The sequence below is a fragment of the Pseudomonas tremae genome (genome assembly GCF_023278125.1).
In the GTDB taxonomy this organism is placed as follows: Bacteria; Pseudomonadota; Gammaproteobacteria; order Pseudomonadales; family Pseudomonadaceae; genus Aquipseudomonas; species Aquipseudomonas tremae.
This window is the reverse complement of sequence record NZ_CP066270.1, coordinates 2,758,073-2,779,649: the sequence shown is the minus strand read 5'-3', so window position 1 is coordinate 2,779,649 and position 21,577 is coordinate 2,758,073. Positions and strand designations below refer to the sequence as shown.

Sequence of the window (21,577 nt, the reverse complement as noted above, 5' to 3'; positions counted from 1 at the left end):
CAGATGTTTCGTTGTATCCATATGTTTGACAGCTGTAGTGGTCTAATGATTCCGGACACTCATTTAGGCGAGAATATCGCCAGATATAGAGGTGTCTGATGACCAAGCAACGCCGTACCTTCTCCGCTGAATTCAAACGTGAGGCCGCAGGCCTCGTGCTCGATCAAGGTTATAGCCATGTCGAAGCTTCTCGCTCGCTTGGAGTGGTCGAGTCTGCGCTGCGTCGCTGGGTTAGCCAGCTCCAGCAGGAGCGCAATGGCGTGACGCCTCAGAGCAAAGCCCTGACGCCCGAGCAGCAGAAAATTCAGGAGCTGGAAGCGCGCATCGCTCGTCTTGAGCGGGAGAAATCCATTTTAAAAAAGGCTACCGCGCTCTTGATGTCGGAAGAACACGAGCGCTTGCGCTGATCGATCAGCTAGGTGCCCATGAGCCGATCGAATTGCTGTGCGAGATGTTCGAGACACCTCGCTCGTGCTACTACGACCATTGCCAGCGGCGTCGGGCTCCAGACACCGAGCGGGTTCGTTTACTCAGTCGAGTCAATGAGCTGTTCGGGCAAAGTCGAAGCGCTGCTGGCAGCCGCAGTATCGTTTCGGTATTGCAGGAAGATGGCGAGCAAATTGGCCGGTTCAAGGTACGTGGCCTGATGCGGGAACTGGGATTAATCAGCAAGCAACCTGGCTCTCATGCTTATAAAAAAGCAACAGTGGAGAGGCCTGACATTCCGAACATTTTGAATCGGCAGTTCGATGTACCCGCGCCCAATCAGGTTTGGTGTGGCGACATCACCTACATCTGGGCGCAAGGAAAATGGCATTACCTGGCGGTGGTTATGGATCTTTATGCGCGTCGGGTGGTGGGCTGGGCGTTTTCAAACAAACCGGACACGGACTTGGTCATCAAGGCGCTGGACATGGCTTATGAGCAACGCGGCAAGCCTCAGGGCCTGCTGTTTCACTCAGATCAGGGCTCCCAATATGGGAGCCGACAGTTTCGCCAGCGGCTTTGGCGATACCGCATGCGCCAGAGCATGAGTCGCCGAGGTAATTGCTACGACAACTCGCCGATGGAGCGTGTATTCCGCAGCTTGAAAACCGAGTGGATACCCGCCGTGGGCTACATGACGGCCCAAGAGGCACAGCGGGATATCAGTCATTATCTGATGCATCGCTACAACTGGGTTCGGCCACACCAGTTCAATAATGGACTGGCACCCGCTCAGTACGAGAAAAAACTTAACGTCGTGTCCGGGATCAGTTGACCACTACAGTCGTAGCGTGCTGTATTGGCAACAGGCGCGACCTTGAGTTGCAGGCTGGTTTCTACACTGGGAGGTAGTGCGGTGGAGGTCAGGCGGGCAAGGACATTGAGGATGTGATCGGCGCTCAGACTTCCCGATTCAAGTACCAGCTCCACCGCCACCAGCACAGGTTCGAGCCCCGCAATTGGCACAGCAGCCAGTACCTGCATCATGATTCGATCACCGTTGGTGTGACGCCTCAGTCCTCGTTTGAGAAGCCGTAACGGTTTTGGCAGATCAGCAAATGGCGCACCGTTGCGCAATGCACCAAGCTTGCGTTCGATGAGTGGGATGTAGTGCTGCCAGTCAAAACTGACCTGATCTCGATCAAAGAGGCGCTCGTGACTGGCGATCACCGTTTCGTCGGCAATGACCACGATCCGCGAAGGGTACAAACGGCTGCTGACCCACTGGCCGACTCGCTCACATGGCACTGAATAGCGATTTCGCGCCACGCTGATCAGACAGGTGCTGGAGACCCGCACGGTACGCTCGACGTAGCCATCAAATGCCGTCGGCATTGGCATCATTTCGACCTGCTCCAGCTCTAAGACCTCGGCCACCGTCAGCCCGTTGTACTGCGGATGCACCAGTTCGCTCCAGAGCGACCGGCAACGTTGGCCGAGCCAGACATTCAGTTCCTCGAAGGTGTGAAACATGCAGTTTTGAGCATCGAGCCAGATTCGCCTCCGGCTGTCCTGAACGTTCTTTTCGACGATGCCTTTTTCCCAGCCAGAGGCCACGTTGCAGAAGTCCGGATCGAACAGATAGTGCGCGCACATCACGGAAAACCGGGCGTTGACCGTGCGCCCTTTGCCTTTGTTGACCTTGTCGACAGCCGTTTTCATGTTGTCGTAGATGCCGCGACGCGGCACACCACCCAACGCTCCAAACGAACGGGTGTGGGCATCAAACAGCATCTCGTGGCCTTGGCTGGGGTACGCAACCAACCAGAATGCGCGGCTGGCACACAGCTTCATGTGGGAGACCTGGATACGTCGAAAAAGACCACCGATCAGCAGGCCTTCTTCGCTCCAGTCAAATTGAAAGGCCTCACCGAGCGCAAACGTCAGCGGTACAAAAGCGCGTAAAGACTTGCCTTGCTCGCCTCGCCAAGAGCGCACAAACGCCGTGAGCTGGCTGTAACCGCCGTCATAACCCTCGGCTTTGATCTGCTCAAAAAGTGCTTTGGCGCTCCTGCGGTTGTGTTTTGGCCGGAACGAATCGGCCTTGAGCGCCTGCTCCAGGGTCTCGTGAAAAGGGCTGAGCTTATTGAAGGTTGCGCACCGTTGGTACGCTGGCTGAATGGCTTCGGGCGCTCTGACCCATTTTCGGATGGTGTTTCTCGACAGCCCGGTACGCTTGGCTATCTGATGCAGCGAGAGCTTGTCGCGGAAGTACATCCGCCGGATTTTTCCCAACATTTCCATGCTGATCACCCTGTGTTCTCCTGCTCGAAAAGTGAGCAGAAGCAGTTGAACACCTGGGTCAGTTTTCAGTCGGCAGAAGAGCCTCTACTGGGTCAGTTTTCGGTCAGCGGCAACAATTAGCATTAATGGCTGACAGTCACAGCCACAGATCAAGAGGTGTAAGCAAACAAACACAATTTAACATAATATACATTATGCGCAATATGGTATTACGTCACAAGCGGTAGCCCCCGTCAGATCTGCGCAGACGAAACCTCTTCTCCACACGAACCACGTTCAACACTCGCGATGCCTCCTGTCCTGTCCATGTGTGCCACTGGTCGTGACCACGCAATCAACATGGCAATGGAACCGGACTGAGCTGTTGTTGCCAGGTCCAATTCCATTTCGAGGACAAGATCTTCTCGTAGAATTACATCGATGCGGGTATCCATGCCTTCGAGGGCCATAGCTAAGCATTGGGTGGAATTACGCAGTTCTAAATCTGCAACGCTGTGTATGCTCAATACTGGCGTACCCATTATGGTCACCGTCGGTCCAGCCGGATTTATCCCATTCACCAGCTTGCATCTACCACAAGCTCGCATCAACGGCACTATCTAGCAGTATTTCCATATCTAGAAGTTTGACTGCCTTGCGAACAAGGCTCATCGTTGGCGGCGACATGAGGTGTGTGGCTGACGACTCGACCTGCAGGACGAAGATTGCTGTGTCTGATACTATTTAACGCATACCAATACACAATGGTGGTGGCAGCACCAAAAGTATGCAGGCATGGGCCTCAGGTCCAGACAGTTGTTGATTACTGCAAGAAATGCTGCACGCTCACCCTCGCCCGACATTGAATGCACGCGACAATATCCAACTCAACTAAACCGTCATTTAGTTGAGTTAAACATATAGCCTTCCCGGGTTATCGCCCTCCTACTCGTTTCGGGGGCAATTCGAACGACAAACTGCGACGGTAGAGCTAAAGCCCGACCAGACCGGGCAGCCCGCCGATATCGGGAATCTGATGATAACCAAACGCAGTATTCGCCGGCTGTTCATGTCCTCGGGCAACAAATGCTTTGTGCTTGATGTTCATGTCGTGGGCTGACATCAGATCGTAACGGAAGCTTGAGGATACGTGCAGAACATCTTCCGGGCCGCAGCCCAGATTATCGAGCATGAACTCGAAGGCCGCCAGACGAGGCTTGTAGGCCTGCGCCTGCTGAGCGGTGAACACTTTGTGAAACGGCGCGCCGAGCTTCTCGACGTTTGACATGATCTGCTCGTCCATGGCGTTGGAGAAAATGACCAAGGGTATCTTGTCGGCAATTTTTGCCAGCCCAGCAGGTACATCAGGGTGCGGGCCCCAAGTAGGTACTGCGTCGTAGTACAACTGGCCTTCTTCTCGGTATTCAATACCCCAGCGTTTGCAGGTACGCGCCAATGCTGTCTTGAGTATCTCGTCATACGGTCTCCAATCGCCCATTACCTGATCCAGACGGTACGCCGAGAAATCCTTGATGAACTGGTCCATGCGCTCGGCAGGAACCCTGTCCGCGAAGAACTCGCGCGTCAAAGCGGCAGTCTTGAAGTTGGTCAATGTGCCATAGCAGTCGAAGGTAATGTACTTGGGGCGAAGAAAGCTCATGATTGTAGTCCTGATCAGTATATGGTTCACAAAGGGTCAAGCAAGTACTTGGTAAGGCAGGCCCCGGTAGACTTCGCAGCCCAAGGCAAGCGTTGTTTTTATAGCGCAGCAAAAGCACTTTCCAGTGCGTCAAGCAACCGCCCTACTTCCCTCTCAGTCCAGATCAAGGGTGGACGAATTTTCAGAATGCTCGCATCCGGTCCTGTTGCGGAAATAAGCACGCGCTGTTCACGCAAGTGGTTAACTATTCGTAGCGCAGTTTTCATGTCAGGGGTTTTCATCGCCCTGTCAGTGACTAGCTCAACGGCAAAGTACATGCCGGTGCCACGCACATCACCAACTTGCTCATAACGCTTGGCCAAGTCTTTAAGGCCTGCCATGACAAGCCCGCCGACGCGCGTGGCATTGAGCATGAGCTGCTCTTCCTGAATCACATTCAGGGTTGCCTGGGCTGCAGCAATCGCAACGCTGTTGCCACCAAAGGTATTGAAATAACGCATGTCACGCCCGAAGCTCGCAACCACTTCCGGGCGCACCATCAATCCGGCAACGGGATAGCCGTTACCCATCGGTTTGCCCATGGTGATAATGTCCGGTGCTACCCCATGACGCTGATGCCCCCAGAAATGCGTGCCGCTGCGACCAAATCCTGACTGAACCTCATCGGCGATAAACAAACCGCCGGCTTTGCGCACCACTTCGGCTATAGGCTTGAACACGTCCACCGGATCGCAGAACAGTCCATCGGACGAAAACAGACAGTCAGCAATGAATGCAGCGACACCGCCGCCGTGACGCTGAATATCCTGAATCTGTGCAGCGACCTGGTCTGCCATATAGCGCCCCAGTGACTCACGCGGAATGCGGTAGGAGTCCGGAGCGGGCACGCGACGAACATAGGGATCAAGCTTGGCATTGGCGCCCAGCGACGGAGAAAAAGCGGCCACGGTTGCCGAATTGCCGTGGTAGGCCTCGGCAGTAACGATAACGCCGGTATTACCTGTGTGATGACGTGCGATACGGATGGCCAGGTCATTGGCCTCCGAACCGCTGCAGGTGAACATCATCTGCCCGTCAGCCGCCATATCGCCATCCGCGGTGGCACGCAGTTGTTCGGTATAGTCAAGAATCCCTTCCTGCATGTAACGGGTATGGCTGCACAACGTAGTCATTTGCTCGGTTATCGCGGCCACCACGCGATCATGACAATGGCCCACCGACACCACATTATTGTAGGCATCCAGGTACTCGTTGCCGTCCTTGTCGTAGAGATATGCACCTTTGCCGCGGACGACACCGACCGGCTCGTTATAAAACAATCTATAGCCTGGGCCAAGAAGGTTGATGCGGCGCTGAATATGCTCGCGTGCCGAGGCATCCAGTCGATCGGCATTGGCAGGGTTAAAGCCGTTAGGCATATCACCACGGACAGCCTCGATTTTTGAAGTGTTCATTTAAATCTCCACTCACAAAGATGAATCAATCGGCGAAGGACATCAGAAGCTCTGACATGTGTGAAGGTGATCGACTGACTATCCAGTCGAGCTGAGACCATCCCGGGGCCGCATTCCTCAAGATGTATGCACTGTTTTGCGGAAACAGCTGCGATCGCCAGGTGGTTATCAACGCGCGAGTCAGCAAGCGTGCCATGGCGAGATGCGGGATAAGGGAAAGCTCGTCGGCGGTCAGGTCAGCAACGCGCAAATACCCCCTCAATACATCTTTTGCCGGAGCGAAGATATCGACTTCGTTGCCTGATCCAACCACGCCTAACTGGTTCATCATTGCCGTGGATACATCAATGGCAATGGCTGTTTTTACGGTGTCACCGAAATCGATAATGCCGCTGATGCACTGCGGATTGCGCGCATCCACCACAATGTTCGAGGTATTGAAGTCGTTGTGCAGCACCTGTTGGCGACAACCGGCAATCAAACTTTCAACCTGGAAAAATCGATCAAAAGCCTTTTTCAGCAATTGTCGATGCGCGGGCTCTGACACGAAGCTTATCAAGGGCTCCAGAGTACTCAGGTTCTGAACATCCCAACATACTTTGCGAGACTCGCCCGGGTGGGAAAAGTTGGCGGTAGCCAGCCTGAGGCGCGCGAGCAACTCGCCAATACGCTCGCGACCGTCTGCGTTAACAGTGGTTTTATCCAGGGGCACTCCTGGCAGGAAACTCATCAGTCGTACCTGCCTGGAGTCACCACTGGAAGTCGAAATGGGCGTCAGGTAATCGCCTTCCAGTGACTGATAAACCCTGGGGATTGGCAGCGCTGGTGCTGTATGCCCAATGTGCCGCATGACTTCAATTTGCAGAGAAAGCTCAACCGGCGCTTCCTGAGGGTTGGCGATTTTAAGAACGTAAGTTTTGCCGCACACGCTGTCGCACCGATAGGTATCGTCTTTCTCCGTCGCAAAGCGCACCAATTCAGCATCCACCCCGAACTGGTCCAACAGAACCCGCCTGCCCTCCTCCAGGGAAACCGGGGTGAAAGGCGCGGCCAGATCACCCTGCAAGGCAGCAAGGCCACAGCTCATCTCATCTTTTCGCATCTCGGTCATCTCGGGCATCGCTGAACTCCAGACCTTTTGGTCACTTGCCGCTCGCATCTGATGCACCAGATATTGTGCTACAATTTATTTTTTTGAAAGAAAAATAATTCCTCAGCTTTTGAAATCCCCTTCAAAATCAGAAGAAAAACGGATAATTTATTGTTTTTAAAGAGAAAATAATTTAAGCGTATAATTTTAATTGTAGAACAATAAATATCATGCCTTACGAGTTCTCTGGCGGAACATTACCCACACGGATTAGAATCGCCTCTCAACGCAGCCTCGATCCGGCCATGTATAAAATGACTTTTCTCAGCAGCAACATCGAATCTCGCGCAGCGGGCCTATCAGCCGTCGAGGTGCTGGCGAGTAAGCTCAAAGCCAGAATCCTGAACGGTGATTTCGAACCCGGAGAGTTTCTGCGGGATTTTAAAATGGCAGAGGAATACGAAGTCGCACGCAACACGTTCCGAAGCGCCGCTCAATTGCTTGTTTCATTCGGGCTTTTGCTGAAGGTACCTAATCGCGGGTTCTGCATCCCCGAATTTGGTCCGAACGAAATTGTGGATATCGCCAGGTTGCGAGGCGTGCTGGAAACTGAAGCGGTGCGCATGATTATTTTAAACGGGGTGATTCCAGAGGACGCACTCAGCGCGGTGGAAAAGCTGCGTAACGCGCCAGCCGACTCACCTCGCTCAGATATCGTGACCGCCGATGGGGACTTTCACCGGGCAATTATCCGTGCCAGTGGCAGCCCTCGATTACAACGAAGCTACGCCATGCTGGAGAGCGAGATCGAATTGCTTCTGGTGCTTCAACAACCCTGCTATGAAGACCCGAAGGATATCGTCGCTGACCATGAGCACTTGATAGAGTGCTTGCGCAGCCGGGATTTCGAGACGGCTCGAGCAGCCTTTGTCGAGCACTGGGAGGACTTGAGTTCGAAGCTTTTACGGGCGAATTTCGAGAGAAGGCGATAACGTCATTCAGCAGGCCTGACTGTGGTCAGGGCACACTGCAAGTGCCCTGCCAAAGCGAATGTCAGAAATCCGCAACCTTGCCCCAGGCCGACGCTTTGAAGCGATCAGGATGGTACGGGGTTGGATCGACGATGGGTTTGACGCCGCTGACGATGTCGGCGATCAAATGGCCCGCGCCTGGCCCGATACCAAAGCCATGCCCGCTGAACCCTGCAGCCAGCACCAAGCCAGGCAGGCTGGTCATCTCGCCAATGCCCGGCACGCCATCCGGCGTGCTGTCCACGTAACCTGCCCAGGCCGCTGTGACCGCAGACTGTTTCAGTAACGGAATCAGCTCCACCGCACGCTTGTAGGTCAATTCCACAGCAGTAGCATCCGGCTTGGGATCGAGAATGCGCATCTTCTCCATAGGAGTTGGCTCGTCCAGGCGCCAGCGCTTCCAGCTTTCGTGGCCAGCACGCAACCCTTCGAGCCCCCCTGGCGCCAGGTTTCGCCACCTGCGTTGAAACATAGGCAAGAAATTCATCGCGAACCCCAGCAACTGCGGGGTGAGGTCGACACGCCCTCTCCCGCTGATTGCCAAGGTATAACTCCCATCGAATCGGCGCGTCATGGAAACACCGGCCGTGTGCAGCGCGCTGGGTATTTCAAGGCTTGGAGGAGAAACCGAAAGCACGGTCTGACGAATAGTGGCCTGCGGGAAACGAATGCCGTATTGCCGGCAAAACGAAGAAGCCCACGCGCCAGCAGCCAGGACTGCAACGCGGGTGCGAATAGTACCTTTTTCAGTAACGACGGCAGAAAGTCGACCGGCTTCGGTCTCGATCCCACGGACGGCGCAACCCTGATGCACGGTACTGCCCAGAGCCATGATGGCGCGAGCGACTGCCGGGGCTGCACGTGAAGGGTCGGCGACGCCGTCAGAGGGCGAAAACACTCCTCCTTTCCACTGTTTGCTGGTGACTTTGGCGCGTTCGGCCGCCTGCTGTGCGTTCAGCATGTAAGTCTCGACGTTAACCGTGCGGGCAAACTCGCCCCAGCGTGCCCACCCGGCGAGCTCAGCCTCGTTATTGCTGAGGTACAGCAGGCCGCAACGCGTGAATCCTGTCTGCTCACCCGTATCCGCTGCGAACTGCTCCCAAAGATCAAGGCTTTTGGTCGCCATCGGAAGCTCGCGCGCGTCCCGATTTTGCTGCCTGCACCAGCCCCAGTTACGGCTCGACTGTTCAGCTCCGATACGACCTTTTTCGACCAAAGCGACCTTCATGCCTCGTTTGGCGAGGTAATAAGCAGTAAACGCTCCGATGATACCGCCGCCGATCACCACGACATCAGCGTCCGCAGGAAGGTCGGGAGAGGTTTCTACAAGCGTCAAGGGTGCTGGCATAGTCTTTATCCGTTGATAGTCGGGGGGGACGATACGCGATGCTCATGCGATGCGCATCATGGGTTTATTACACCACCATGACGCGACACAAAAAGATTTAAACGCAGGGTCGCCTTGGCACAAACCACTGTTTGACGCGCCTCTCCCGGCAAACTATGCCGACCAAACGACCTGGGACCCTGCCCTCAGCGCTTGCCTGCGGCAGCTGCAGACTTCTCTACAAACACCACTTTATTAAACTTGCAACTGATCAGAATTAGCACGAGCAACCTGAACTTTAGCTGTCCATGCCACAGTAGTTATATTAAATATTAACAGCACATTAATATTTTTACACAGAGCCAGTACCGCATTGCCATCTCTATAAAATCCGCCCTACTCTACAAATATTGAATAGTGCGGCACTGCAAAAAACCAACACCGTTTCACCGTTATTTTTACAACACGGCCATTAACTTTCATGGCCTCGACGTTGGCAATATGCGGCTGCCGAAAACGAACACATTATATTCACGCCATGCCCTGCAAATATTCATTTACTTGTCATCTCGTGTACATGAGGAAGAAATAAATGCGTCAGGCCTTTCTTGCCTTTTCGAGACCGTCCGTGGGCGATGAAGAAATTGCTGCGATGACGCGCGTGCTGCGTTCCGGATGGATTACCACGGGGCCGGAATGTCAGAAGCTCGAAGAGCAATTCGCCGAACGGGTTGGCGCACGGCACGCTGTCGCGCTTTCGTCAGCCACCGGGGCAATGCATGTGGCGCTGTTGGCGCTGGGTGTGGGGCCAGGTGATGAGGTGATTACCCCGTCGCAAACGTGGGTTTCAACAGCAAACATGATCTGCCTGCTGGGGGCCACACCGGTCTTTGTGGATGTAGACCGGGACACGCTCATGACCAGCGCTGCGCTGATCGAGAAGGCCATTACCCTCCGCACCAAAGCAATCGTGCCTGTCCACTATGCAGGCGCAGCGTTCGACCTTGACCCGCTTTACACGCTGGCCAAACGGCACGGCATAGCGGTGATCGAAGATGCCGCACATGCTGTGGGCACCGCTTACAAAGGTCGGCCTGTCGGACGTCAAGGCACTGCCATCTTTTCCTTTCATGCGATCAAGAACATGACCTGTGCCGAAGGCGCGATGTTCGTGACCGACGATGCACTGCTGGCGGATCATGTGCGTCAGCTCAAATTTCATGGCTTGGGTGTCGACGCCTATGACCGCCTGACGCTGGGTCGAAAACCTCAGGCTGAGGTGATCGAGCCGGGCTTCAAATACAACCTGGCAGACATCAATGCCAGTATTGCGTTGGTGCAGTTGCAGCGTCTGGACGCCATCAATGCCAAGCGCCAAGTGCTCGCCAGTCATTACCTGGAACGCCTGGCGGCAACCCCAGTGCTTCCCCTGGGCTTGCCGGAATATGCGCAACAGCACGCCTGGCATCTTTTCATCCTGCGTATCGATCCCGAACGTTGCGGGCTTGATCGCGATGCCTTCATGCAAGCCTTGCAGGCCCGGAACATCGGCACCGGCATCCACTTCATCGCCACTCATCTGCACAGCTACTACCGCCAGCGCTTCCCGGATGTTCGTCTGCCTGATACCGAATGGAATTCTTCCAGGCTGTGTTCCATCCCCCTGTTTCCCGACATGACGCTCGACGATGTCGATCGGGTTGTCAGGGCCATTGAATCGACCTTGGAATCCAGCCTGTGAAACCGTATCCCATCACATTCGTGTCGATCGTCATCCCGGTCTACAACGAGCGGCAAAGCCTGCCGGAACTGCTGCGCCGGACCGAGTCAGCATGTCGGCAACTGAATCACCCGTTTGAAATCGTGCTGGTGGACGATGGCAGCCGCGATGACTCGGCGGACCTCCTTCAGCAGGCCGCCGAGCGCTATGGCAGCCCTTTTGTAGCGGTGATACTGAACCGGAACTACGGCCAGCATGCGGCGATCATGGCGGGATTCGAACACTGCAAAGGTGACGTGGTGATCACCCTCGACGCCGATCTGCAGAACCCTCCCGAGGAAATTCCCCGGCTGGTCAACCTAGCCGAACAGGGTTACGACGTTGTCGGCACAGTGCGCAACAATCGTCAGGACTCAGCATGGCGGCGCTGGCCGTCCAGGCTCATCAACCTGGCGGTACAACGTTCGACCGGCGTTGCCATGAGCGATTACGGCTGCATGCTGAGGGCATACCGCCGCACGATTGTCGACGCAATGCTGGCCTGCCGGGAGCGCAGCACCTTTATCCCTATTTTGGCCAACAGTTTCGCGCGGCACACCACCGAAGTGCTGGTTGACCACGCCGAACGTGAACACGGCGATTCCAAATACAGCCCGATGCGGCTGGTCAACCTGATGTTCGACCTGATTACCTGCATGACCACCACGCCCCTTCGCCTGCTCAGCATCATCGGTTTCAGCATGGCGTTTCTCGGCGGGTTGTTCGCGGTGCTGTTAATCGTCCTGCGCCTGATATTCGGCGCGACGTGGGCCGGCGGCGGCACCTTCGTACTGTTTGCGGTGTTGTTTGTATTTACCGGCGGCCAATTCATCGGCATGGGCCTGCTGGGTGAATACCTGGGCCGGATGTACAGCGATGTCCGTGCAAGGCCGCGCTTCTTTATCGAAAAAGTGGTGCGCAGTTCATCCGCAACTGCGACCGAACACGTTGATTCTTCCGCCACCCCCCTTCTTAACAAGGTTGCGCCATGAGCTCTAAAGCGGTCGTCTTTGCTTATCACGATATTGGCTGTGCCGGTTTGCAAGCATTGCTGGACGCGGGTTATGAGATTGCTGCGGTATATACGCATGCCGACGATCCCGACGAAAACACGTTCTTCGGCTCGGTGGCCAGGCTTTGCGCACGGCACGGCATAACCGTGCATGCACCTGAAGACCCGAATCATCCCTTGTGGGTGGAGCGTGTCGCCAAACTGGCGCCGGACTTCATATTCTCCTTCTATTACCGGCAGCTATTAGGTGAGCCATTACTGGCCTGCGCCAAAAAAGGAGCCTTCAACCTCCACGGCTCGCTGTTACCCCGCTACCGCGGGCGGGCGCCGGCAAACTGGGTACTGGTCAATGGCGAAACAGAAACCGGCGTCACCCTGCACCAGATGGTCAAGCGTGCCGATGCAGGCCCTGTGTTTGCACAACAGCAGGTCCCGATCAGCGCCACTGATACAGCCCTGACACTGCATGGCAAGCTGCGTGAAGCCGCAACGGACCTGCTTTCCGAAACATTGCCGTTGCTCGCACAGGACAGGCTGTCCGGCACCCCCCAGGATGAATCCCGGGCAACTTGTTTCGGCAAGCGCACTCCGGCTGATGGTCTGATCGACTGGTCGCTTCCGGCTGCGCGCCTGTATGACCTGATACGCGCCGTCACGCAGCCCTATCCCGGCGCATTTTGCGCGGTGGGCGACAACAAACTGATCATATGGGCAGCCGACCTGGAACTGTGCAATGACGGCGAAGCACCGGGGACGGTCATCAGTCATGATCCCTTGCGCATTGCATGCGGCGAGGGATCACTGGTGATTCGTGCCGGCCAGCGTGGTGAAGCAGGCCTGTACCTCAGCGGCGCGCAGCTGGCTCGCGAGTTCGGGCTGGTAGAAGGATCACAGCTACTGGATACGCAGAAACGCCGCCCTGCTCGTCGCACCCGCGTGTTGATCCTTGGCGTCAACGGCTTCATCGGGAACCATCTGTCAGAGCGCCTGCTGCAGGATGACCGTTATGAAATCTACGGCATGGACATCGGTTCGGACGCCATAGAACGCCTGCGCACCCAACCGAACTTTCACTTCATCGAAGGTGATATCAGCATCCACACTGAATGGATCGAATACCACATCAAAAAGTGCGACGTGGTATTGCCTCTAGTGGCCATCGCCACACCGATCGAATACACCCGTAACCCGCTAAGGGTGTTCGAACTGGATTTCGAAGAGAACCTTAAAATCGTCCGCTATTGCGTGAAGTACAACAAGCGCGTGATTTTCCCGTCGACCTCCGAAGTCTATGGCATGTGCCAGGATGAAAGTTTCAACGAGGACACTTCAAATCTTGTCGTCGGCCCGATCAACAAGCAGCGCTGGATATATTCGGTATCGAAACAACTGCTGGATCGCGTTATCTGGGCTTACGGTCAGAAAGGTCTGCAGTTCACGCTGTTCAGGCCCTTCAACTGGATGGGCCCCCGTCTGGATCGACTGGATTCGGCGCGCATCGGCAGTTCTCGGGCCATTACCCAACTGATTTTGCACCTGGTGGAGGGTACGCCGATCCGGCTGGTGGATGGTGGTGCCCAGAAACGCTGCTTTACCGATGTCGCCGACGGGATTGAAGCGCTGGCGCGAATTATCGAGAACCGCGACGGGCGTTGTAACGGGCAGATTATCAATATCGGCAACCCGGATAACGAAGCCAGCATTCGTCAACTGGGTGAAGAACTGCTACGACAGTTTGAAGCACATCCGCTGCGCGACAACTTTCCGCCGTTCGCAGGCTTTCGCGATGTCGAAAGCCAGTCTTTCTATGGCAAGGGCTATCAGGACGTCAGCCATCGCAAACCGAGCATCGCCAACGCTCGGCAGTTGATAGGCTGGACGCCTGGCATCGAACTGAGCACAACCATCGGCAAGACCCTGGATTTCTTTCTTCGGGAAGCCATGATCGAAAAAGCGGATCAGCGTTGATGCAGGCAGGCCTGAGAATTGATGTCGACACCTATCGTGGCACGCGAGAAGGTGTACCCAGGCTGCTGGACCTGCTCGACGAAGCACAGGTAAAGGCGACGTTCTTTTTCAGCGTCGGCCCTGACAACATGGGGCGCCATCTCTGGCGTCTGGTCCGGCCGCAGTTCTTCTGGAAAATGCTTCGTTCCCGGGCGGCAAGCCTGTATGGCTGGGATATTCTGCTGGCAGGCACTGCCTGGCCGGGCAAACAGATCGGCCGTGACCTTGGTCCGCTGATGCGCCGCGCTCTGGATGCAGGCCACGAAGTCGGACTGCATGCCTGGGACCATCACGGCTGGCAGGCCAATGCCGGGCTCTGGAACGATACGCAGCTGACGGCGCAGATACACCGTGGCGTGGATTGCCTGAGCGACATTCTGGGCCACCCGGTGACCTGCTCCGCAGCCGCCGGCTGGCGTGCCGACCAACGCATCGTGCAAGCCAAACAGCCTTTCGGCTTCCGCTACAACAGTGACTGTCGCGGCACCACGCTGTTTCGCCCGTTGTTGGCCGACGGCAGCCTCGGCACGCCGCAAATACCTGTGGACCTGCCAACGTTCGATGAGGTGGTCGGCCCACATCTGCAGGCCGATGCATTCAACGACTACATTCTGCGACGCTTTGCCGAGCCGGCGCTCAACGTCTATACGCTTCACGCTGAGGTGGAAGGCATTGTCATGGCCAACGGTTTCAGGCAGCTGTTGGTGCAGGCGCACGCCCAGGGTATCCGCTTCACCCCTTTAGGCGAGCTGCTGCCCGCCTCTATCAAGCAACTGCCCGCCGGCCAGGTGGTACGGGGGACGCTCGCGGGCCGTGATGGCTGGTTAGGGGTGCAGCAATGATTGATCGCAGAACACGCGACATTTCGCTGCTTGTACTATTGTTCGCGCTGGCGTACCTACTGCCGCTAGGCTTCCACGGTCTGTGGATTCCGGATGAAACGCGTTACGCCCAGATCAGCCAGGAGATGCTGCACAGCGGAAACTGGGTGGCCCCACACTTCATGGGCCTGCGCTACTTCGAAAAACCCGTTGCGGGTTACTGGTGGATGGCTCTCGGGCAGGCAGTTTTCGGTGAGAACCTGTTCGGTGTGCGGATCGCTTCGGCGCTGAGCAGCGGCCTCAGCGTCGCCCTCGCCTATCTGCTGGCCGCCAGGATGTGGAGCGACCCGCGTAAAAGCTTTGCCAGCGCGCTGCTGTTCATGAGCTTCGGATTCATTGCGGGCCAGGCTGGCTACAGCAACCTTGATCCTCAATTCACGTTCTGGGCCAACCTCACGCTCGTGTCGTTCTGGTATGCCGCCCACAGTACCGGTCGATCACGTCTGCTGGCCTGGGCGCTGATCGGCGTGGCATGCGGCATTGGCTTCATGACCAAGGGCTTTCTGGCCTGGGCTCTGCCGGTGATAGTCGTCGTGCCTTACATGCTGTGGCAGAAGCGCCTTGCCGAGCTGTTCAGGTTTGGTCCCGTTGCGGTGCTGATCGCTGTCACGATAAGCCTGCCTTGGGTTTTGGCAGTGCATCAGCAAGAACCCGACTACTGGCGCTACTTTTTCTGGCACGAGCACATCCGGCGCTTTGTCGGGAACAATGCACAGCATGCAGAGCCGTGGTGGTTCTACCTGCCGCTGCTGATCGTCGCCTGCCTGCCGTGGACCTTGTTGCTGCCCGTAACGTTGAAACAGGCGTGGCAACGACGGCAGCAGACCGATATCGCCTTCCTGTCTCTGTGGTTGTGGGTGCCGTTGGTGTTTCTGAGCTTGAGCAAGGGCAAATTGCCGACTTATCTGCTGCCTTGCCTGCTGCCTCTGGCCTTGTTGATGGCTGATACCTTGGTTGATCGCCTCAGGCAAGACCGCAGCACGGCGCTGCGTACCAACGGGCTTTTCAATACAGCGTCAGGCGTCATTGGCCTTGTGGTGCTGCTGTACCTGCAACTGAAACAACCGGTGTATGAGAACGAACCGTCACACTTGCTGTTGGCGATCGTCGTGCTCGTCGGCTGGACGTTGAGCAATGCGCTCCAAAGCATTCGCCCGCAGACTTTCTGGATCATGCCGGCGGTCGGTAGCTGGTTGCTCGTGGCCATGCTGCCAGCAGGCTTGCCCGATGATGTGGTGTACAACAAGACACCTGACCAGTTCGTCTCCAGGCACCAAACGGAGCTGGCCGCCAGCACGTCGTTATTGAGCAACGACCTGGGCGCCGCATCGGCCCTGTCGTGGCGACTGGGCAGGCCGGACATCACGCTGTTCAATACCTGGGGTGAACTCGAATACGGTCTTGGGTATCCGGATGCACAGGGCCGCGAGGTCCATCTGCATGATATAGATGCCTGGATGACCAAGGCCCGCCGTGAAGGTCAGGTCGGCGTCATCATGCGCGGCAAGAGCGACGAAGAGCTGCGTGAGCTTGAGTCGCTGCCCGAGGGCGCCACGCGCTACGACGAGGGCAACCTGATCATTCTCATCTACGGGCAGTCTGCGTCATGACTGCGCTGATGCTTATGACCGCCTGCCTGCTGACGTGTCTGGGCCAGATTGCGCAAAAGAAAGCGGTAGAAAGCTGGCGCGGCGTATTACCCGGCCTGCGGCTTGCGTTGCGATCAGGATGGCTCTGGCTGGCGATCACCTGCCTGGGCCTCGGCCTGCTGACCTGGTTGATGGTGTTACAGCGCATGGAGGTCGGCGTCGCCTACCCCATGCTCGGCGTCAACTTCGTCTTGATCACCCTGGTGGGTCGCTACGTTTTCAAGGAGCCGGTAGACCTGCAGCACTGGCTGGGCGTCGCATTGATTGTGGGCGGCGTGGTCTTGCTGGGAAGTCAGGCATGACCCGCCACGGCGCGACATTGTGCGCCATAGCCAGTGTGGCGCTGGTCAGCAGTGCCCAACTGGGTATGCGCTGGGGCATGAGCCGCTTGCCATCACTTCTGCACTTGCCAGACCTGCAAGCCTACACACATATCCAGCTCTATGCCGTCGGCGTGATTATCGCGTCGATCATCGCCTACGCACTCTCCATGCTTTTCTGGCTTTTGGCCCTTCGGGGTTTGCCCCTGAGCCGCGCCTATTCGCTGCTGAGCATCAGCTACGCACTGGTTTATACCCTGGCCGCCGTTCTGCCATTTTTCCATGAGGCATTCACAGTATCGAAAACTGTGGGTGTCACGCTGATCGTTGCAGGTGTCTTGACCATCAACCTCCGGCGCATCCCCAGCCCACAACCTCAGGATATTCCCCATGAAAATAAGCGTTTTCGGTAGCGGATATGTCGGCCTTGTACAGGCAACCGTGCTGGCCGAAGTTGGCCACGATGTGGTCTGCATGGACATCGATCAGGCCAAAATAGATCAGTTACGTCAGGGCCAGGTGCATATCTTCGAGCCTGGGCTGGCCAATCTGGTCCGCGAAAACCTGGATCATAAGCGTCTGCACTTCACCACCGACGAGCAACTGGCGGTCGAACATGCAGAGGTTTTGTTCATCGCGGTCGGCACACCTTCACGAGACGACGGCTCCGCTGACCTGAGCGGTTTTTTCGCGGTGGGCGACGCGATTGCGCGGCATCGGCGCGAACCGTTGATCATCGTCGAGAAATCGACAGTACCGGTCGGCAGCGGCGACGCGTTGCGCACCCATATCGACAAGGCCCTGCGCCAGGCCGGCCGGCTGCTGCAATTCGACGTGGTGTCCAACCCTGAGTTCCTCAAGGAAGGCTCTGCGGTCAATGACTGCCGCCGTCCGGACCGGATCGTCATCGGCTGCGAAAATGACGCGGTGCGCAAAGTCATGCGCGAGCTGTACGCTCCGTTCAACCGCAACCACGACCGGATAATGTTCATGGACCTGCGCAGCGCCGAACTGACCAAGTACGCCGCCAACTGCATGCTGGCAACCAAGATCAGCTTCATCAATCAGATCGCCGAGCTGGCAGAACACCTGGGCGCTGATATCGAATCCGTGCGTCTGGGCATCGGCGCCGACTCACGCATTGGCTACGACTTCATCTACCCCGGCTGCGGTTATGGTGGTTCATGCTTCGGCAAAGATATTCGCGCGCTGATCCACAGTGCCAAAGAGGCCCACTGCAACAATGACTTGCTGTCGGTGGTCGAAGCCATCAATGAGCGACAGAAGAGCAAACTGTTCGAGCGGGTCAACGCCTTTTATCAAGGCGACCTGCGCGGCAAGACCTTCGCACTGTGGGGCCTGGCGTTCAAACCCAACACAGACGACATGCGCGACGCGCCCAGCCGGGTACTGATGGAAGCGTTGTGGGCTGCTGGCGCCAGCGTTCGGGCATTCGACCCTGAAGCCATGCAGGAAACCCAGCGTATTTACGGCCATCGCAAGGACTTGGTCTTGATGGGCACGCCAGAATCCACACTGAACGATGCCGATGCACTGATCATCTGCACCGAATGGCAGCAGTTCAAGGCTCCGGATTTCGAGTTGATCCAGCAGCGACTGGCCGCACCGGTCATTTTCGATGGGCGTAATCTGTACGATACCGACCGACTGGCAAAGCACGGCTTCCACTATTTCCCCATCGGCCGTGGCGAATCGTGCGAGCTGCCGATCCCGCAGAAGCAGTGGGTGCCTTACAGCCCGCAGGTCAGCAGCCAGGTCGTATAGCGGCTTGTCATTCGCCTGCTGCCACGGGTGCCTGACTGACAAAATAGTAACTCCGCTCTCCGACTTTGACACTGTCCACGATCCGCAGAGGTGGCTGCGGAGGTGACAGGCTTTCCATAACAGCGATATTGTCGCCGGGACTTTTCAGAAAGGCACTCAGCTGAGCATCCGTCGTGAGCGTGTCCAGCAGACTCTGGCTGTAGAACACACTGGCGCCTGCCAGCCGTTCGCTGGGTTGAAACAATGCGACGAGATGTCCCTGAATCTGCAGCGCATGGACCTTGTCGGTCAGCGGCAGGAACGACAAATGTCGATCCGCCCGAGGCGCCAGCCAGAAAGCTGCGCTCAAATAACCCGCCACAATCAGCGCTACGCACGCTGTCGTCATGGCCTTGCGGTTGCTCACGATGAACGCTGCAAACGCCGAATTCGCAGACCGTCTCTGCAACCTCTCGCCCAACACAAAGGCATATTCAGCGGCGATCACGGCAGCTGCAGGTGCCAGTGACATCAGGTAGACCATGCGTTTACTGGACGCCAGCGTCAGCAGCAGGAATTGCGCCGCCAGCCACAGGCTGAAAAACAGCAGATAACGGTTGGCCAGAAGTTGCTTGCGAAAGTGCCACAGGCCCAGATACACAAGAATATTCCAGGGCAAAAATGCTTCGGGGAGCTTGGTCAGGTAGTAATAGAAAGGCTCGTAATGACCGGCTTCTTCGAACGAGCCGCTGAAGCGACCCACACTATTGGTCCAGAGCACCTCTTTCAACAACGGCACCCCGCCCTGTCCGTACAGGAAATACAACCATACCAACAGTGGCACCAGAGCCAGCGCAGTGAATGTTGCTGGCAATAGCCAATGCGCAGGCACGACACGTCTTTGCTGCACGGATTCACACACCAGCCAGGCGAAAATCACCACGCCGGGCATGGCAAGCCCCAGTACGCCTTTACTCATAGTCGCCACAGCAACGCCCACAGCGAACAGCAACCACATGCCCAGTGCCCGGCGGTGGTTACGCGAGTGATGGCTGACGTGGAAAAAAGCCAGCAGCGCCGTGCTCACGCCCAATGCCAGCAAAGCATCTTCGCCCACTTGTCGAGCATTGCTCCAGAAACTGGCCTGGGTCGCAAGAATAAATGCCGCCATCCAGGCGACAGGGGCTGGGCGGCCAAAACGACGCAACATCGTGTAAAGCAGCAACACGCCCAACAGCCCCGCAAATGCAGACGCAAGCCTCACCGACCAGGGAGTCGCACCAAACAGGCGGATAGCCGTCGCATCCAGCCACACACTCAGCGGCGGCTTTTCCAGAAAAGGCTGGCGGTTCAGCGTCGGTGTCACCCAATTACCGCTCAGCTGCATTTCCATGGCGATGCCCGCTACTCGAGGCTCCGTAGAGTTTTGCAGTTGGTGATTGCCCAGCGCGAAGAAGAACAGTGCAGCACTCAACAGCATCAACGAGAGAACACGGGAAGTGATCAAGGCGCGTACCGAATTTAAAAAGGTCAGATCAGGAGGGAGATCAAGCAGTCGGGAGTATAAGCGGGCGATTGTTGAGGAATTGTTAATCGCGAGGCATATCGGCGTCATCATTCCGATGATCGCAAAAAGAATGGGGAGCCATAATGCTCCCCATTCTTTTAATTCAGTTTACGAGCGATACCCTGGCATCAGATCGCAGCAACAACCTTGGCAGGTGGCTGAGTGCGACGACCCAGTACGCCTGCGCCTGCAGCAACCAGGCCCGAGATCACCAGCGTGATCAGCAGAATCCAGGCACCTTGCGAAACCCGCTTGGCTGTCACTTCAGCCGCTTCGCGCGCTTTCTGTTCTGCTTGAGCTTTCAGCTCCTGATACTTGGCATAGGCCTGACGATAGCTGGCTTGAGCCTGATCGACGATCTGATTCGCCTCAGCGTCGGTCTTGTTGCCACGCGCCTTGATCAGGTTGACCAGCGCCTGACGATCGGCAGCATCCCATGCCTGATCACCCTTGGCTTTGATTCGGTCCATCAAACCACCCAACTGCTCGTCGGCCTGCTGAGGATTCTGGGCGCTCTGTCTGGCAGTGTTCTGCGCATCCTGCTGAGTGGCCTGAGCCTCTTGCTTGACATTGTCCGGGTTCAATTCAGGCTTGCCTGTCTGGCGCATTGCCGTTTCGATCTCGCCCTGGATATCGTCCAGATTGAAGTCGATGCCTTGCTCACGCAATTGGTCCTGGATCTTGCTGCCCAGTGCCGGCGCTACCTGAGCAATGCCGCTGCCCAGAGCAGACATACCGCTGCCTGCGAGATTGAGGCCGCCACGAACCACGCCCGTCACAGCGCTGGAGACCAGATACACAGTGATCAAAGACACCGATGCCCACACCAGCAGGCCGTGGAAAGCCCCTTCACGCTGAGCCAGGCGCCCTGCGGCCCAGCCACCCACGAACAGCGAGATCACCGAACTGACGACCACCCAGATACCTGCTCCAGTACCGATGCCGGAAAGCGGATCGGCTTCCTGCATGGGATCAATACTGGCGGTGCCAATAGCAGTACCCAACAGGTTCAGCAAAAGCGATACAACCATGGCCAATACAACACCGGCCAGAATCGCACTCCAGGATATACGTTTAAGCAGCGGGGCCATTGCGTGAGTTTCCTGATACACAGGGGCGCCTGGGGCGATGCGATCGTCGCGAATCATAGTCGTAGTCCTTTATGTCATTGGCAGAAAACACAGAAATACCTGCGTTCCAATTTAATGACCTGATCGGCACGGCAGAAGTTTAAAACTTTTCATCCCTTTTTTGCGCAGTTAAAAATACTCTCTGTCGAGGAAGCGAGATGTCTCAGGCCTGTTCCAGACGTGTCAATACTTTGCAGTTGCGCACTCGGCATTGCGT

Annotated in this window: 18 protein-coding genes; 10 read left to right on the top strand and 8 right to left on the bottom strand. The window is 56.5% G+C overall.

Annotation, left to right across the window (positions count from 1 at the left end; all coding sequences use genetic code 11):
- Window positions 1-98 precede the first annotated feature (98 nt).
- A protein-coding gene (locus I9H09_RS12645) for an IS3 family transposase (RefSeq protein WP_122346372.1) occupies window positions 99-1,261 on the top strand; the annotation gives its coding sequence in 2 pieces (ribosomal slippage) (window positions 99-354 and window positions 354-1,261; 1,164 coding nt in all).
- On the opposite strand, the gene istA is transcribed toward I9H09_RS12645, so the two are convergent.
- The 5 genes from istA to I9H09_RS12620 form a co-directional block, all read right to left on the bottom strand.
- Window positions 1,219-2,730 (bottom strand): IS21 family transposase, encoded by a 1,512-nt coding sequence (gene istA, locus I9H09_RS12640; RefSeq protein ID WP_248972608.1) that lies wholly within the window; start codon window positions 2,728-2,730, stop codon window positions 1,219-1,221. The two genes, I9H09_RS12645 and istA, sit on opposite strands and share 43 nt — an antisense overlap.
- A gap of 233 nt (window positions 2,731-2,963) precedes the next feature.
- Entirely contained in the window at window positions 2,964-3,251 is a 288-nt protein-coding gene (locus I9H09_RS12635; RefSeq protein WP_147458921.1) for a hypothetical protein, read from the bottom strand.
- 449 nt (window positions 3,252-3,700) lie between these two features.
- A complete protein-coding gene (locus I9H09_RS12630) occupies window positions 3,701-4,369 on the bottom strand; it encodes a haloacid dehalogenase type II (protein WP_122313255.1) in 669 nt (222 codons plus the stop codon).
- Between the two features lie 98 nt (window positions 4,370-4,467).
- Window positions 4,468-5,823 carry an aspartate aminotransferase family protein gene (locus I9H09_RS12625; protein ID WP_024670774.1) on the bottom strand — a complete coding sequence of 452 codons (1,356 nt, stop codon included), beginning with the start codon at window positions 5,821-5,823 and terminating at the stop codon, window positions 4,468-4,470.
- A 25-nt stretch (window positions 5,824-5,848) separates the two neighbouring features.
- On the bottom strand, window positions 5,849-6,943 hold the full coding sequence (locus tag I9H09_RS12620) for a phosphotransferase (RefSeq protein ID WP_235662981.1): 1,095 nt from the start codon (window positions 6,941-6,943) through the stop codon (window positions 5,849-5,851).
- 284 nt (window positions 6,944-7,227) lie between these two features.
- Here I9H09_RS12620 and I9H09_RS12615 point away from each other — a divergent pair, with 284 nt between their 5' ends.
- Window positions 7,228-7,905: a GntR family transcriptional regulator gene (locus I9H09_RS12615; protein ID WP_024670776.1), complete on the top strand. Its 678-nt coding sequence runs from the start codon at window positions 7,228-7,230 to the stop codon at window positions 7,903-7,905.
- Window positions 7,906-7,966: 61 nt separating this feature from the next.
- On the opposite strand, the gene I9H09_RS12610 is transcribed toward I9H09_RS12615, so the two are convergent.
- Window positions 7,967-9,292 (bottom strand): NAD(P)/FAD-dependent oxidoreductase, encoded by a 1,326-nt coding sequence (locus tag I9H09_RS12610; protein ID WP_122347738.1) that lies wholly within the window; start codon window positions 9,290-9,292, stop codon window positions 7,967-7,969.
- Between the two features lie 571 nt (window positions 9,293-9,863).
- On the opposite strand from I9H09_RS12610, the gene arnB reads away from it, so the two are divergent.
- From arnB to I9H09_RS12570, 8 genes are read left to right on the top strand one after another with little or no spacing between them, the layout of a single operon-like run.
- Complete coding sequence (gene arnB, locus I9H09_RS12605) at window positions 9,864-11,012, top strand: UDP-4-amino-4-deoxy-L-arabinose aminotransferase (RefSeq protein ID WP_122347737.1); 1,149 nt, start codon at window positions 9,864-9,866, stop codon at window positions 11,010-11,012.
- Complete coding sequence (arnC, locus tag I9H09_RS12600) at window positions 11,009-12,022, top strand: undecaprenyl-phosphate 4-deoxy-4-formamido-L-arabinose transferase (protein WP_122324654.1); 1,014 nt, start codon at window positions 11,009-11,011, stop codon at window positions 12,020-12,022. Before arnB ends, arnC begins: the two co-directional genes overlap by 4 nt.
- The gene (gene arnA / locus I9H09_RS12595; protein ID WP_122347736.1) at window positions 12,019-14,010 is read left to right on the top strand and encodes a bifunctional UDP-4-amino-4-deoxy-L-arabinose formyltransferase/UDP-glucuronic acid oxidase ArnA; all 1,992 of its coding nucleotides are present in this window, start codon (window positions 12,019-12,021) and stop codon (window positions 14,008-14,010) included. Before arnC ends, arnA begins: the two co-directional genes overlap by 4 nt.
- Window positions 14,010-14,891, top strand: a complete 882-nt coding sequence (arnD, locus tag I9H09_RS12590; RefSeq protein WP_122347735.1) for a 4-deoxy-4-formamido-L-arabinose-phosphoundecaprenol deformylase — start codon at window positions 14,010-14,012, stop codon at window positions 14,889-14,891. Before arnA ends, arnD begins: the two co-directional genes overlap by 1 nt.
- On the top strand, window positions 14,888-16,540 hold the full coding sequence (gene arnT / locus I9H09_RS12585; protein ID WP_122347734.1) for a lipid IV(A) 4-amino-4-deoxy-L-arabinosyltransferase: 1,653 nt from the start codon (window positions 14,888-14,890) through the stop codon (window positions 16,538-16,540). Before arnD ends, arnT begins: the two co-directional genes overlap by 4 nt.
- Window positions 16,537-16,881: a 4-amino-4-deoxy-L-arabinose-phosphoundecaprenol flippase subunit ArnE gene (arnE, locus tag I9H09_RS12580; protein ID WP_005886817.1), complete on the top strand. Its 345-nt coding sequence runs from the start codon at window positions 16,537-16,539 to the stop codon at window positions 16,879-16,881. Before arnT ends, arnE begins: the two co-directional genes overlap by 4 nt.
- Window positions 16,878-17,312 (top strand): 4-amino-4-deoxy-L-arabinose-phosphoundecaprenol flippase subunit ArnF, encoded by a 435-nt coding sequence (gene arnF, locus I9H09_RS12575; protein WP_122347733.1) that lies wholly within the window; start codon window positions 16,878-16,880, stop codon window positions 17,310-17,312. The genes arnE and arnF overlap by 4 nt, the downstream gene beginning before the upstream one ends.
- Window positions 17,290-18,684: a UDP-glucose dehydrogenase family protein gene (locus tag I9H09_RS12570; protein WP_005886813.1), complete on the top strand. Its 1,395-nt coding sequence runs from the start codon at window positions 17,290-17,292 to the stop codon at window positions 18,682-18,684. The genes arnF and I9H09_RS12570 overlap by 23 nt, the downstream gene beginning before the upstream one ends.
- A 7-nt stretch (window positions 18,685-18,691) precedes the next feature.
- On the opposite strand, the gene I9H09_RS12565 is transcribed toward I9H09_RS12570, so the two are convergent.
- Window positions 18,692-20,167: an ArnT family glycosyltransferase gene (locus I9H09_RS12565; protein ID WP_122347742.1), complete on the bottom strand. Its 1,476-nt coding sequence runs from the start codon at window positions 20,165-20,167 to the stop codon at window positions 18,692-18,694.
- 191 nt (window positions 20,168-20,358) lie between these two features.
- The gene (locus I9H09_RS12560) at window positions 20,359-21,378 is read right to left on the bottom strand and encodes a hypothetical protein (protein WP_122324651.1); all 1,020 of its coding nucleotides are present in this window, start codon (window positions 21,376-21,378) and stop codon (window positions 20,359-20,361) included.
- Between the last annotated feature and the right edge of the window lie 199 nt (window positions 21,379-21,577).